This window comes from Acinetobacter sp. UBA1297 (assembly GCF_002307755.1).
In the GTDB taxonomy this organism is placed as follows: domain Bacteria; phylum Pseudomonadota; class Gammaproteobacteria; order Pseudomonadales; family Moraxellaceae; genus Acinetobacter; species Acinetobacter radioresistens.
In genome coordinates this window covers 20329-34037 of record NZ_DBUF01000009.1, presented here as the reverse complement: position 1 = coordinate 34037, position 13709 = coordinate 20329, and the positions used below count along the sequence as shown (strand labels likewise).

Below are 13709 nucleotides of genomic sequence, written 5' to 3'. Positions count from 1 at the left end.
TTGCTCTCCTAGACAATCGGTTGATGGACAGTCACAAGCTTGGAGCCATCTGGAAACGTTGCCTCTACCTGCACTTCCGCGATCATTTCCGGTATACCTTCCATGACATCTGCGCGTGTAAGCAAGGTAGTGCCATAGTGCATCAGGTCACTTACCGTCATACCGTCACGTGCACCTTCAAGTAATGCTGCTGAAATAAAAGCAATTGCTTCAGGATAGTTCAGCTTTACCCCCCGTGCCTTACGACGTTCTGCTACCAAGCCAGCAGTAAAAATCAATAACTTGTCTTTTTCAGTAGGGTTGAGTTCCATATCTCTTTCCTAAAATTCTTCACAAATGTCATGCAATATATATGCAAGTTTTTTTAGAATGCGGCAGGCTTGAAGATTATTTAACTATCAGGTTTTCCAGATTCGCGGAAACTCTTCATTCAGGTCAAACCAGTAAAGTCGCAGCCGGGCACGGATTGCCGCAAAGGCATCATGGCATTGACGGACATCATCCCCCAGATAACGGGCACAAATCACATCATTGAGCAGAGTTAAAGTTACTGGTGTATCCATACGCATCATCAGCTCACGGATCAGATCAAGGTGTTGATCCAGATAAAAACTGGTTCTAAATTTTTCAGGTGCTACAGCCCAGAAACTTCCCATAACTGCACGATTATTCATTCCCAGACACGAGCTAAGCCAGCGGTCATTCCCCTTAAAGTTCAGGCTATCTGCGACCAATAACTGCTCATTTCTTAACAGTTTAAAGCGGTTCTGAAACAGGCCTTCAGTAAACCGTTCATCTCGCGCCTGGCGCCCAATCACCAGCATATCCCAGCCAATAAAGCTGGCATTGTTCTTTAGTTGAACTGTGGTTTCAGAGTGCGCCCATGCTCCATTGAACAGCATGGTTTCTTGAGGGACCCATTCAAAAATCGCATTATTTTCAACCTGAATCTGAATATGCTGAAAAGCCTGTTTCGCATTAGTCTTATACCATTTTCCGGCACCAGGAGTAGTAACCAAGGCATGTGCTTCTTCATCCACATGAATCTTGAAAGTCAGATGATCGCCCCCGGCAATTCCTGCAGGCGGATGCACAATAATGGCATGACACACTCCGGTTTTTTCTGGCCATAGCATCTTTTGCACCCTAATTGGTCCAGAATGCCAACGATGCTTTAAAATAGTGCGGTCCTGTGCTGCTTTAAAACCCAATTCCAGACATGCAAACCAGCGAGCACATTCATCGGGCTTATCTTCATTCAAAAACTGCATTTTCTTAAAACTTTTAATAAGATCATCTGGAAAAATGCAAAAACTGCACCAAAATGTGCTGAAGAGATGATTTTTATATTAAGCAATGAGAGAAATGAGCAGATTATAAGCTAGTAAAACAGTATTTAAATTAAAAGGGATGATTAAAAAATCATCAGGTTATAGCCTCTATAACAGTAGCTATAACCTGAAAAATTTAAAACAGATTTAAGGCATGGATGAATTGATATACTAGAAATAACTTCGTTTAAGTGGACGCTGGGCTGCCAGTTTTCTCCGGTAAGCTTTAAACTGCAATGTAATCCCAATAAAAATAACGATTAATGCAGCTCCACCTGTAGAAATAACCAGAACACGATATTGCTCTATAAAAGTCATGGCAATTAAAGATGCAATAATAAAAGCAATCACCAGATAGCTTAACCACGGAAAAAACCACATTTTGAGTTTGATTTCCTGACCTTCGCGTTCCATTTTTCGGCGTAGTCTGAGCTGAGAAATAGCAATCACCAGATATACCAGCATCGCGATCATACCCGTGGTGTTCATGAGTATATCCAGAATTTCTCTGGGTTTGAGCGCATCAAAGAAATTCATCAGTGCAATAGCAAATGCCACTACACAAGAAGCCAATACAGCAAACACTGGTGTACCGTTTTTACGGGTTTTTTGAAACAGGGCGGGTGCATCTCCCCGCTTTGAAAGCGAATACAACATGCGTGATGCGGTATAGTGGCCTGAAACAAAACAGCTGCTGACCGATGTCAGTACTACGAAGTTCATGATCCACTTGGTCGCAGGAATACCTAATATTTCAAAAGTACGGCGGTATGCTCCATAACCTGTCTGACTAAGCAAAGGATCATTCCATGGAACAATACAGACAATCAAGAAGATTGAGCCAATATAAAACAGGCAGATCCGCCAGACTACAGATTTAATAGCGCGCTTGGTTTGTTCTACCGGATTTTTAGATTCTGAGGCGGCAATTGTTACAATTTCTGCGCCTAGAAATGAAAACATGACACCCAGTAAAGCAACAATGACCGGCCCCAAACCATTGGGCATAAAGCCGCCATGAGTGCTAAGATTGCTAAAACCGCTGACGCCACCCACTGGCCATAACCGGGAAATTGCCAATATACCCAAAACAATGAACAGGACAATTGCAATTACCTTAATTAGAGCAAACCAGAACTCCACCTCACCATATTTACTCACCCGCATAAAATTGATGGCAGTCAGAGTAATCGTCATCATCAGGGTGAATACGTTTACACTGAGTAAGGGAAACCATTCATGCAGGATTAATCCTGCCACATAAGCTTCCCACGCCATCAGCAGTACCCAGAACCACCAGTACAGCCAACCGATCGTAAAGCCCGCCCAACGCCCGATGGCACGTTCTGCATAAGTCGAAAAAGAACCGGTGTCGGGTGAGGTCGCCGCCATTTCGCCTAGCATGCGCATAATAAATACCACCAGAGCTCCACCGGCACAGTAAGCCAGTATTACTGCCGGACCAGCTGCTGCAATAATGCTACCTGAGCCAACAAATAAAGCAGCGCCAATAACACCGGCAATTGACATCATGGTGAGGTGTCTGGTTTTTAATGAATCACTTAACTGATTCGAAGATTCTTTTTTATTTATCTGCATCTTGTATTCATTCCATGAATTTTTTAATGGTTGCAAATAGATAGCGACTTAAAAAATTTCAAGATTCAGCAAACTGTACATTAGTCCTGAAATAAAAATGCCATATCTACACCTTACGAAATTGTTTTGCTTGAATTGAAGAGTCCAGAGTTTATAGCCAGCAATTAAAATGAATAATGATCTTGATCAATCAGATTTATTTATACACATTAGCTTTAGAGTTTAAGGAAACTATAGTCAGGTTAGAGACTTACTTTAAAAATCAGAGGTATTTAGCTCGTGTCACTTAAACTATAGCCGCCACCACACTAAAAATACTCGATATTGCCAAACAGCATTCCATCTTTGCTTCTGACTTTATTTTTTAAATTCATTATTTAATATTCTCTGCAAGTACAAGTTTTTACTCATGTACATGGTACGTTCGCCACCACCCGTTTTAATACATCTGGCCCTATCGTCTTAAACAATATGGCGTGTTTATCCAGAGCCTGCGAGTACCATTTTTTAAAATTTGTCAGGAGCCAATTTATATTTCTGATCATCAAGTTAAAGTATCGATTTAATATATGAAAACCAGGCTTAATATTTTTTATATTTTAAAATTTATTGTTTTGATTTTTAGAATTAAAGATAACTATAGGCATGAATAATTGAAAAATAGAATTACTTATATTCTTTGAATATAACCTGACCTTGCACGTTTAAAACAGACTGTTAAATGCCTCTTATCTCATTTATCAGCTAAGAGGCACCTTAACATTTTAGCGACTGATATGGATTGCCTGTTTCTTGGTAAATAAAAGTAGGCCATCCAGTCCAAATGAATAACCCAAGCCGGAAAGTTTCCAACCACCAAATGGTGCAGCAGGTGACAGATCAGCATGACTGTTAATCCACACCGTACCGCATTCTAGCTGATTGGCAATCTCTTGAGCTTTTTCAATATCTTGGCTCCAAACTGAACCGCCGAGCCCGAAAGAGCTTTGATTGGCGCGCTGGATCACATCATCTATCTCACTAAACTTTATAATAGGTAAAGCTGGACCAAATTGCTCTTCATCTACCAGTGCCACACCTTCTCTTAGGTTTGCAATCAAAGTCGGTGCAATATAATAGCCGTTTTCTGGCAGTACTGGTGCCTGAGTAAGCAGTTCTCCACCTTGAGCAATCGCATCCTCAATAAGCGCCTTAACTTTATTAAACTGCATACGGTTTTGTACCGGACCAAAAGTTGTATTTTCTTCTTGTCCATTACCCACAACCTGCCGTTCAGCTATTTCTACCAGTTTATGTATTAAGTCCTCATAAATATTTTCATGCACATATAAGCGCTTTAATGCGGCACAAGTCTGGCCAGCATTTAAAAACGCCGAGCCGAAAATTTTCTCGGCTGTGCTATCTACGTCAATATCGTCTAGTACGATTCCTACATCATTACCACCTAATTCCAGTACTACACCTTTAAGTGTATTAACCGAATGGCTCAAAATACTCTGCCCGGTACGTGTCGAACCGGTAAATGTAACTTTGGCGATATCAGGATGCTCACTGAGAACCTGCCCGACTATACCTGTGCCAAGTACTACGCTACACACGCCTTTTGGTACATGACGGTTAATAATTTCTACCAGTTTGACTGTACTTAAAGGAGTATATTCTGAGGGTTTATTGACAATACAGTTTTTAGTTTTTAAGGCCGGAAACAGATGCCAGACTGCAATCATAAACGGCCAGTTCCATGGTGTAATCGATGCGACCACGCCAAGTGGGCGGTTATAAACCTGAATGGTTTTACCACCAGGTTCCTGAATAGTTTCAACTGGTATTTCAATACTGGCGATGTATTCAATCCAGCTAGCACCCGCTTCTACCTCAAACTCTGCCAAGCCTAATGGCTTGCCCTGCTCCAAGGTAATTAACCGGGCAATTTCTTTTTTTTCCTGACGGATATCATTCGCAATTTTACTAAAACTGTTATTAATTTCCTCATCAGAAATATTTTTCCATTGCTTGAAAGCTTCAGTAGCAGCCTGAACTGCCTGATTGACCTGCTCTGGGGTTGCACTGGCTATTTCCGTGATTACTTCTTCATTAGCCGGATTCAGCACTTTAAAAGTTTCTGCTGATCCTTGAATATTTTCACCGTTAATAATGACATGAGTATTCATACTACCATCCTGGTTAGTGTTATAAAAATTACTAAATTGAACAATTTAAGAATTGATAAAAATTTTCCAGATTTCAAAGTAAATCACTTTTGCTTTAATATCCTTATTTTAGGATTTAAATTAATTCATCTTATTATTTAAATACCTTTTATTTAAGCGTTGGACTTATTACATTATGCATAAATTTATTATAAATAATGTAATTAAATTTTAAAATAAATTATCAAATTTTAATAAGGTCAGCATGCTTAGGCTATTATAAAGACGTGAAGATCTTACCTGAACTGTTCATAATTCAGATAAGACAAAATAACAGAATAAGTTAAATATAAAATTAAAAACTTTTTAAAGTTCAATCAGGTCTTTAAGCATTTCTTTAAAGAGTTCGCGTTGCTCTTCTGTATATTTTGAAAATACTTCCTGTTGATGACTTTCAGAAATCCGGTAGAGCATATTGGCCGCACTCTTTCCGTGTTCCGTAAGTACATAAGTAGTCTCGGTTTCAATAAGCAAACCTTTTTGGGCTAAAATCTCGGCTGCCTGTTCAACCTCGGCAATGGGCATAGCGACTTCATGCTGCAGTGCACGTTTACTACTGGCAGTTTTACTGTCCAATACAAGTAACAAACGTGCTTCACTGGTCCGAAAACCTGTAGCCTGCTGTTTGGGTTGATAGTCGCTTTCATAGGCTCGCACTGCCTGAGTTAGCAAGTAGTACATGTTATGATATAAACGGCCAGGAAAACTATCCTCTCTGGACTCAACAGGCGTATTCAAACTCGGATGAGGCAGTACCGCAGAATAAACACCTTGATGATAAAGTAAAGGAGAACGGCCATAGTCATGAAACTTAACCACTTTACCCAGAATGATCCAGTGATCACCCCCTTCAACAATATCAAATTTTTCACACTCCAGCACAGCGGAACAGTTTTTTAATAAAGGTGCTTTACCGGCACCCATGTCAAAATCGACTCCAGCAAAACGGTCCTCTGCACGGCGGGCAAAATTATTGGAAAATTCAATTTGAGCCGCAGATAAAATATTGACCGCGAAATGACTGGCTTGTGAAAAGATTCGGTAACTTGAAGAGTTTTTATCGATACTCCATAGAATCAATGCTGGGTCAAGTGAGACAGAGTTGAAACTGTTAGCTGTTACGCCAACTTTTTCACCTTGACTATTCTGAGCAGTCATTACAGTGACACCGGTTGCAAAATTACCCAGTACCCGGCGAAAGGCTTTAGTATCAATAACAGGGGCTGTGTTAATTGTGTTCATAACGTTCAGTCTACTTTCTCCCTGTTATTGTAACGTTAAATAATTTCCTGGACAGGCCTTATACTCATGATTTCATCATGAAATATCAGGCCATCATAAAACTATACGATTACATTCTCAAAGAAATTGCCAGAAACTGACTAGATACCCATGCACAAGTATTTAAGTTCCTGGTAGTCTTCGATCCCATATTTAGAACCTTCACGGCCACAACCCGACTCCTTTATTCCCCCAAAAGGTGCAACTTCAGTAGAAATTAAACCTTCATTTATACCGACCATACCGTATTCAAGGGCTTCGCTTACACGCCAGGCCCGACTTAGATTTTGCGTATAAATATAAGAAGCCAAGCCAAATTCAGTATCATTCGCCATACGGATGGCTTCTGCTTCTTCGGTAAATCTAAAAACTGGTGCCAGTGGTCCAAAGGTTTCATCTTGTGCGACCTGCATATCTGGGGTCACATCAGTTAAGACGGTTGGCTCAAAAAATGTCTGACCCAATTGATGCCGCTGCCCACCATAAATGACTTTAGCTCCTTTGGAGGTTGCATCATCAATATGTTCCTGAATTTTTTCAACTGCCTTTTCATTAATCAGCGGGCCTTGTTCTGCACCCGGTTCAAAAGCAGGAGCAACTTTGAGTTTTGCTACAGCAGCAGCAAGCTTTTCAACAAAAGTATCATAAATACTGTTTTGAACCAGAATACGGTTAGTACATACACAGGTCTGGCCACTATTACGGAATTTTGATGCTATCGCTCCCTCAACTGCTTTATCCAGATCTGCATCCTCAAACACAATAAATGGTGCATTACCACCTAATTCCATACTGATTTTTTTCATGGTTGAAGAGCATTGCTGCATCAGTAATTTACCAATGGCGGTCGAACCAGTAAAAGATACCTTACGCACCAGAGGATGCTGAGTCAGGATTCCACCTATTTCACGGGCACTGCCAGTCACTACATTGATTACACCTTTTGGAATTCCAGCTTCTTCAGCCAGAGCGACCAGAGCCAGTGCAGAAAGTGGAGTTTCAGAAGCTGGTTTAATCACGACAGTACAGCCTGCCGCCAATGCCGGACCAACTTTACGGGTAATCATGGCATTGGGGAAATTCCAAGGTGTAATTGCAGCTACTACGCCAACTGGCTGACGAATCACAAGCAGGCGACGTCCCTGCTTATCATGGGGAATCACATCACCGTAAGTGCGTTTAGCCTCTTCAGCAAACCATTCGATAAAACTTGCGCCATACAGAATTTCTCCGCGACTTTCGGTCATTGGTTTACCCTGTTCCGTGCTTAGAATTATCGCGAGATCTTCCTGATGTTCAATCATCAGCTGGTACCATTTTTTTAGCAGGATTGAACGTTCTTTTGCAGTGGTCTGTTTCCAACTTTGTAGTGCCTGATCAGCTGCTTGTACTGCTTTTACTACCTGCTGTTCACTAACAGAAGGTACATGAGCAATGGTTTCACCAGTAGCCGGGTTTATTACGGCAAAATTTTTATTCTGCTCTGCTTCTAGCCATTGACCATCAATAAATACCTGTTGTTTAAATAAACCAGAATTTTTTAATTGCACTAATACACTCCCTGATAAACGCTTAAACCCTTTAATGGCTTGGTTTCTCTTCAATGTTTAAATATGATTGTTTTAACAATTATTTCATAATTTTTTTTAGAAATATTTTTTTTAGACTAACTAAGACAAATTTTGTACCAAACCTCAATCGAGTCACTATGTGTTTTTTATAAAAGATATTTTTAGAATTTTAAGGCTAATATAAAATATGAAATATAATAAAAATTTTTAATGCTGCCTGGCCAGAACCAGAATTTTCAGATGAGTTTAAGTTCTGGCATTACTAGTCTTTACGAGTTTCTTCCTGTTATAGGTAGAGCTCTTGAGCAAAATTAATTAAAGAAGTTAAGAGGGATTTTCAGATAACGTACCCCATTTGCCTCCGGTTCTGGTAATTGTCCTCCATCCATATTGATCTGAATCGCTGGCAAGATTAGTTTAGGCATAGATAATTTGGCATCGCGCTGGGTGCGCATAGTTACAAAGTCCTGTTTGCGGGTATTTTCCTGAATATGGACATTGCCATGTTTCTGCGCACCAATAGTCGTTTCATGTACAAACTCATCCCGGCCTTCTGGCTTGTAGTCATGACACAGGAATACCCGGGTATGATCAGGTAATTGATATAAAGCCTGTACCGAATCAAACAGCTGTTCAGCACTGCCGTTTGGAAAGTCGCAACGTGCTGTACCGTAGTCTGGCATGAATAAGGTATCTCCTACGAAAACAGCATCACCGATGACATAACTCAGACAGGCAGGTGTATGCCCTGGCGTCGGAATATTATAGGCTTCAAGTTCGCCAATTTTGAATTTTTCACCATCTTCAAACAGATAATCAAAAGGATGATGAACCTTAAAATATTCAGGCTCAAAATTATAAATTTTGCTAAAAGTCTCCTGCACTACAGAGATTTTTTTGCTCATGGCAATTTTGCCACCTGCACTATTTTGAATATATGGCGCAGCTGTCATATGGTCAGCATGCACATGTGTTTCAAGGATCCATTCAACCGTTAAGCCCTGCTGTTTAATATAATGCAAAATTTCATCAGCCTGCTGGTAATGCATGGAAGCTGAAGCTGCATCATAATTCATCACACTGTCAATGACAGCACAGTGCTTTGTGACAGGATCAGTAACTACATAACTGAAAGTATTGGTATCATTATCAAAAAATGCCTTAACCAGAGGTTCTATTGTCATGATATTCGCTCTCCTATCCAAACCATTTGCGATGAACAAATACACCAGCTAGCATCGCTAAAATAAAATAGAGTGATTCATAATGGCCAAGGCCGATCAGGGTCAGTCCTGGTGCAGGACAAATTCCAGCTATACCCCAGCCCATACCAAAAATCAGCGCACCCATGATGAGTTTAGAATCAATTTTTTGATTGGTGGGTAGTTCTATTGTTTCATGGAATACAGTTTTAGGCTCGGCAGAACGTAGCGCTTTCTGAAACGGAATAATGGCCACTAAAATGGCACCTATCATCACAAAAGCCAGACTTGGGTCCCATGTACCAGTGATATCCAGAAAATCCAGTACTTTTTCAGGATTAGCCATTCCTGAAATACTCAGCCCAAGCGCAAAAATACTACCAAATATAAAGGCCAAAATATTTTTCATGACTGTATTCCCAGAACGTGCCGAAGCAGATAAACCGTGATAAAACCTGCGAGCATGAAGCTTAATGTAGCAACCATTGAGCGTCTGGAAAGCCTGCTCATACCACAGATACCATGACCACTAGTACAGCCAGAACCTAGACGGGTACCAAAGCCTACTAACAACCCGGCGATAATCATCATCCAAGGCGAAGCATTCAATTCAATCTCTGGTACTACAAATAAGCTATATAGAAAAGGCGTTAATATAAGGCCCAGCAGAAACCAGAGAGCCGGTGTTTTCCATAAGGTAGAGGGATCAAGTACCTGTGCAATCAGCCCACTGATACCAGCGATCCGGCCATTGACCCACAGGTAGCCGATCACCGAACAGCCAAGTAATGCTCCACCAAGTAGAGCAAGCCAATAGTCCTGAATCATAGGTCCACCAAATAACAATATATATTTATATATAATATAAATATATATTTTAATCAATTATTAAATCTTAATAATTTCCTATATATTTGTTATATCTATTTTTTTAATAAAACTTGGAATAAATAGAAATTTATAATGAGCTTATTCTTTTTTTATGACTAGTTTGCTTGAAAATGAATAACAAAACTGTTCATAGCGTCTTGTTTTTAAGACAGGCATAATACAATTAAATATTTAGCCTCCCCTATGAATAGAAGTGCACGTTAGAAAAATTTTACTCTCCTGTTTTGTGAGCATAGTCAGTACTAGCGCTTTGGCAAATGCTAGTTTTCTGCCTGCCGCACAGGCCTTCCAGCTCAAGGCTGAATCAGTTTCACAAAAAGAAGCCCTGCTACAATGGAATATTGCACCACATTATTATTTGTATCATAACCAGTTCAAGGTTATGGTTGGCCAGCAGCCATTAAACATTGAACTGCCTAAAGGTACAAAGAAAAATGATCCAACCTTTGGAATTACAGAGGTTCATTATCATCAGGTTGCAGCTAAAATTCAGGTGAAGCCAAAGACCAGTTATCAGATCAGCTGGCAGGGCTGCTCGGCAGACGGCCTGTGTTATCCTGTACAACGCATTACCTTAACCACTGATCAGGATGGACTTTTTCCGCAGTCACAGTCTCAAAAAAACGGCTTGCTACAGTTTAATAATACTCAGGCTTCGTTTAGTAGCGAACCGGCACAACAAAATCCGACGCTTGTTAGCCGTAAGGATATTGATTCATTTTCTGATGCAGGGCAGTCCTCAATTTATAAAGCCCAACAGCTGGAAGTTATAAATACCGATACAGATCAATCTATTAGTTCTAAAAATACTTCAGATAGCTCTTTTTTATGGTCAAATCAATGGAATAATGATCAGGTATTTTTAAATCTTTTCTCGCAGGATTCCTGGCTACTTAATCTGTTGATCTTTTTTATTTTTGGAATACTTCTGGCTTTCCTGCCCTGTTCTTTACCTTTAATTCCGATTCTGTCAGGCATTATCGTGCAGCGTAAAAAAGGTTACCGGGCTATTCCTATCGCTACAGCATTCGTTGTCAGTATGGCATTGGTTTATGCATTAATGGGCATGCTGGTGGCTGGGGTTGGTTACAGTTTTCAGCGCTGGTTTCAAAGTCCACCGGTGATTATTGGCTTTGCACTGCTATTTGTAGTATTTGCACTCAATCTGCTTGGCCTGTTTCAGCTGTCTCTACCCCAAGGTATTTTGCAGCGTTTGGACCGTATCCAGAACCAGCAGACTGGCGGAACCATTTACGGCGCTGCTGTGATGGGGGTCCTTTCAGCCCTGATTGTTGGCCCATGCATGAGTGCGCCTTTGGCTGGTTCACTCTTATTTGTTTCACAGACACAAAGTCCATTATTGGGCGGTCTGTACCTGTTTATGCTCGGCCTGGGTATCGGTCTGCCCTTATTTATTGCTGCAGTATTTGGTGCCCGCTTCCTGCCTAAACCCGGACTGTGGATGGAGCGGCTCAAATTCAGCTTTGGCTTTATTATGCTGATGATGGCAGTATATTTTATCCGGCCTCTACTCTCTCTGACATTATATTATTCTCTGTTTGCAGTTTTACTGTTGGTCCTCGCACTTTATCTGGGCTGGATCACCCGACAGCAGAACAAGGGGCAAGCCAAGATTTTGACCTGCTTGTTAGCAGCGTTATTGATGGGCGTAAGTGGATGGAATATAAAAAATGCTCTGTCATCTTTAAATGCCAAACAACATGCCTCTGAACTTCATGCATGGCAGGTAGTACGAAATGCTGAAGAATTAAATCAAGTACTGGCCAAAGCCCGTCAAATTCAGCGTCCTATCGTGATTGATGTGTATGCGGACTGGTGTGTTGCTTGCCAGCCTATCGAGCGCGATATTACGCCACGTGCAGATGTACAAGGAGCATTAAAATCATGGCAAAGAATCAAACTTGACCTGTCTCATTATCAGCCTTCTCAGGATGAGATTTTATCTGAACGGGAAATTCTGGGGCCTCCAACGGTTCTATTTTTACAGCCGGATGGGCAGGAAAAACGTGAGCTCCGTCTAACCGGCGCATTTAATGCCGAGCAGCTCATCCGTCAGCTCAGGCATACAGAGAATTAATTTGAATCTTAAAACGGTAAAGTTATTTGATCACTTATATACTAATCTACAAATAATTTTTGACTATTAAATACCCAAACCTGATCAATCTATAGATCCTGTTTGGGTTTTTCTCACAACGGACTTAGTATTTATCTACCGTTTAAAAGTTAACCCGGGAAGATGCCGCGGCCTTTACGTGCAATCAGGATTCGTTCACATGCCAGAATATAGGCAGCGGTACGCAGGGTACATTTCTTGGCCTCAGCAGTATTCCAGACATCATGAATTGCTTGAATAAGCAGTTTATCCAAACGCTGATTAATTTCTTCTTCAGTCCAGAAGTAGCTTGAAATATCCTGTACCCATTCAAAATAACTGACAGTTACCCCTCCGGCATTACAGATAACATCTGGCACCACCGTAATGCCCCGTTGCAGCAACACGTCATCAGCTTCAGGATAGGTCGGACCGTTTGCGCCTTCCAAAACCAGCTTGGCTTTTAATTTTTCAGCACGTTCAACAGTAATTTGTCCCTCAAGCGCTGCCGGAATAAGGATATCCATTTCAGCATCCCAAAACTCGTCATTAGTTATAGGCGTAGCACCTGGAAAACCGAGTACACCTGGATGCTCTTCCATATAAATTCGTAAAGCGTCCAGATCAATACCATTATTATTCAGGATCGTACCGGTATGGTCCTGAATACATACCACCTTGGCATTTGCCTGTGCGAACAGATTCGCTGCTTCACTGCCCACATTACCAAAACCCTGTACGGCGACTTTAGCACCATCAATCGCCAGATTATTTTTTTTGGCAGCCTCACGTCCGGTAATATACACGCCACGGCCAGTGGCCTTGACACGTCCCAGTGACCCCCCTAAATGGACCGGTTTGCCCGTAACTACACCCGTCACGGTATAACCCTTATTTGATGAATAAGTATCCATGATCCAGCCCATGACATTCTGATTAGTGCCCACATCAGGAGCCGGAATATCTTTTTGTGGGCCAATAATATGGCCAATTTCACTGGTATAACGACGCGTTAACCGTTCCAGTTCACGGGTTGATAAAGCGCGCGGATCAACTCGAATCCCGCCTTTGGCACCACCAAAAGGCAGATTGACTACAGCTGTTTTAATGGTCATCCAGGCAGCCAGTGCGGTAACTTCATTCAGATCCACATCTGGATGGTAACGAATACCTCCTTTTCCCGGACCGCGGGACAGATTATGTTGTACCCGGTAGCCCTCAAAATGCCGAATGGTTCCGTCATCCATTACAATGGGCACATCGACAATAAGAGCACGTTTGGGACGTTTTAAAGTATCAATATAATCAGCAAGATGTTGCAGATATGGAGCCACCCGATCAATCTGGGCCAGATAGGTATTCCAGGCGCCTGCCTCTTCATTAATATAAGAAAGATTAGACATAACTGTTTCCTTCAGGAAATTCTAATGTGCATGGGAGAAGTTCTTATAGTGGTGAACTTCTATATAGAAGTGAAGAACCTTTAACATATATCAACATAGCCCGAG

General features: G+C 41.2%; 11 protein-coding genes. 1 reads left to right on the top strand and 10 read right to left on the bottom strand.

Annotated features, from left to right (window positions below):
• Nucleotides 1-8: 8 nt before the first annotated feature.
• The 9 genes from ureA to B3R63_RS04255 form a co-directional block, all read right to left on the bottom strand.
• Nucleotides 9-311 carry an urease subunit gamma gene (gene ureA, locus B3R63_RS04295; protein ID WP_005019651.1) on the bottom strand — a complete coding sequence of 101 codons (303 nt, stop codon included), beginning with the start codon at nucleotides 309-311 and terminating at the stop codon, nucleotides 9-11.
• Between the two features lie 87 nt (nucleotides 312-398).
• Entirely contained in the window at nucleotides 399-1271 is an 873-nt protein-coding gene (locus B3R63_RS04290) for an urease accessory protein UreD (RefSeq protein WP_111281636.1), read from the bottom strand.
• A 231-nt stretch (nucleotides 1272-1502) separates the two neighbouring features.
• Entirely contained in the window at nucleotides 1503-2930 is a 1428-nt protein-coding gene (locus tag B3R63_RS04285) for an amino acid permease (RefSeq protein WP_265779110.1), read from the bottom strand.
• Between the two features lie 764 nt (nucleotides 2931-3694).
• Nucleotides 3695-5101, bottom strand: a complete 1407-nt coding sequence (locus tag B3R63_RS04280) for an aldehyde dehydrogenase family protein (RefSeq protein WP_286728398.1) — start codon at nucleotides 5099-5101, stop codon at nucleotides 3695-3697.
• Between the two features lie 345 nt (nucleotides 5102-5446).
• The gene (locus tag B3R63_RS04275) at nucleotides 5447-6382 is read right to left on the bottom strand and encodes a p-hydroxyphenylacetate 3-hydroxylase reductase component (protein ID WP_265779108.1); all 936 of its coding nucleotides are present in this window, start codon (nucleotides 6380-6382) and stop codon (nucleotides 5447-5449) included.
• Between the two features lie 140 nt (nucleotides 6383-6522).
• On the bottom strand, nucleotides 6523-7971 hold the full coding sequence (locus B3R63_RS04270) for an NAD-dependent succinate-semialdehyde dehydrogenase (protein WP_248088566.1): 1449 nt from the start codon (nucleotides 7969-7971) through the stop codon (nucleotides 6523-6525).
• 332 nt (nucleotides 7972-8303) lie between these two features.
• Nucleotides 8304-9176 (bottom strand): MBL fold metallo-hydrolase, encoded by an 873-nt coding sequence (locus B3R63_RS04265; protein ID WP_265779107.1) that lies wholly within the window; start codon nucleotides 9174-9176, stop codon nucleotides 8304-8306.
• Nucleotides 9177-9189: 13 nt separating this feature from the next.
• Nucleotides 9190-9603: a DUF6691 family protein gene (locus B3R63_RS04260; protein WP_005019643.1), complete on the bottom strand. Its 414-nt coding sequence runs from the start codon at nucleotides 9601-9603 to the stop codon at nucleotides 9190-9192.
• Nucleotides 9600-10022, bottom strand: coding sequence for a YeeE/YedE family protein (locus tag B3R63_RS04255; RefSeq protein ID WP_410169887.1), 423 nt, complete (start codon nucleotides 10020-10022; stop codon nucleotides 9600-9602). The genes B3R63_RS04260 and B3R63_RS04255 overlap by 4 nt, the downstream gene beginning before the upstream one ends.
• 289 nt (nucleotides 10023-10311) lie before the next feature.
• Here B3R63_RS04255 and dsbD point away from each other — a divergent pair, with 289 nt between their 5' ends.
• Entirely contained in the window at nucleotides 10312-12183 is a 1872-nt protein-coding gene (gene dsbD, locus B3R63_RS04250) for a protein-disulfide reductase DsbD (protein ID WP_286728422.1), read from the top strand.
• Between the two features lie 149 nt (nucleotides 12184-12332).
• On the opposite strand, the gene B3R63_RS04245 is transcribed toward dsbD, so the two are convergent.
• Nucleotides 12333-13604 carry a Glu/Leu/Phe/Val family dehydrogenase gene (locus B3R63_RS04245; RefSeq protein ID WP_005026647.1) on the bottom strand — a complete coding sequence of 424 codons (1272 nt, stop codon included), beginning with the start codon at nucleotides 13602-13604 and terminating at the stop codon, nucleotides 12333-12335.
• Between the last annotated feature and the right edge of the window lie 105 nt (nucleotides 13605-13709).

Coding starts and splice junctions, on each gene's coding strand:
- ureA (WP_005019651.1), bottom strand. CDS start 311: ATGGAACTCAACCCTACTGAAAAAGACAAGTTATTGATTTTTACTGCT.
- B3R63_RS04290 (WP_111281636.1), bottom strand. CDS start 1,271: ATGCAGTTTTTGAATGAAGATAAGCCCGATGAATGTGCTCGCTGGTTT.
- B3R63_RS04285 (WP_265779110.1), bottom strand. CDS start 2,930: ATGCAGATAAATAAAAAAGAATCTTCGAATCAGTTAAGTGATTCATTA.
- B3R63_RS04280 (WP_286728398.1), bottom strand. CDS start 5,101: ATGAATACTCATGTCATTATTAACGGTGAAAATATTCAAGGATCAGCA.
- B3R63_RS04275 (WP_265779108.1), bottom strand. CDS start 6,382: ATGAACACAATTAACACAGCCCCTGTTATTGATACTAAAGCCTTTCGC.
- B3R63_RS04265 (WP_265779107.1), bottom strand. CDS start 9,176: ATGACAATAGAACCTCTGGTTAAGGCATTTTTTGATAATGATACCAAT.
- B3R63_RS04260 (WP_005019643.1), bottom strand. CDS start 9,603: ATGAAAAATATTTTGGCCTTTATATTTGGTAGTATTTTTGCGCTTGGG.
- B3R63_RS04255 (WP_410169887.1), bottom strand. CDS start 10,022: ATGATTCAGGACTATTGGCTTGCTCTACTTGGTGGAGCATTACTTGGC.
- B3R63_RS04245 (WP_005026647.1), bottom strand. CDS start 13,604: ATGTCTAATCTTTCTTATATTAATGAAGAGGCAGGCGCCTGGAATACC.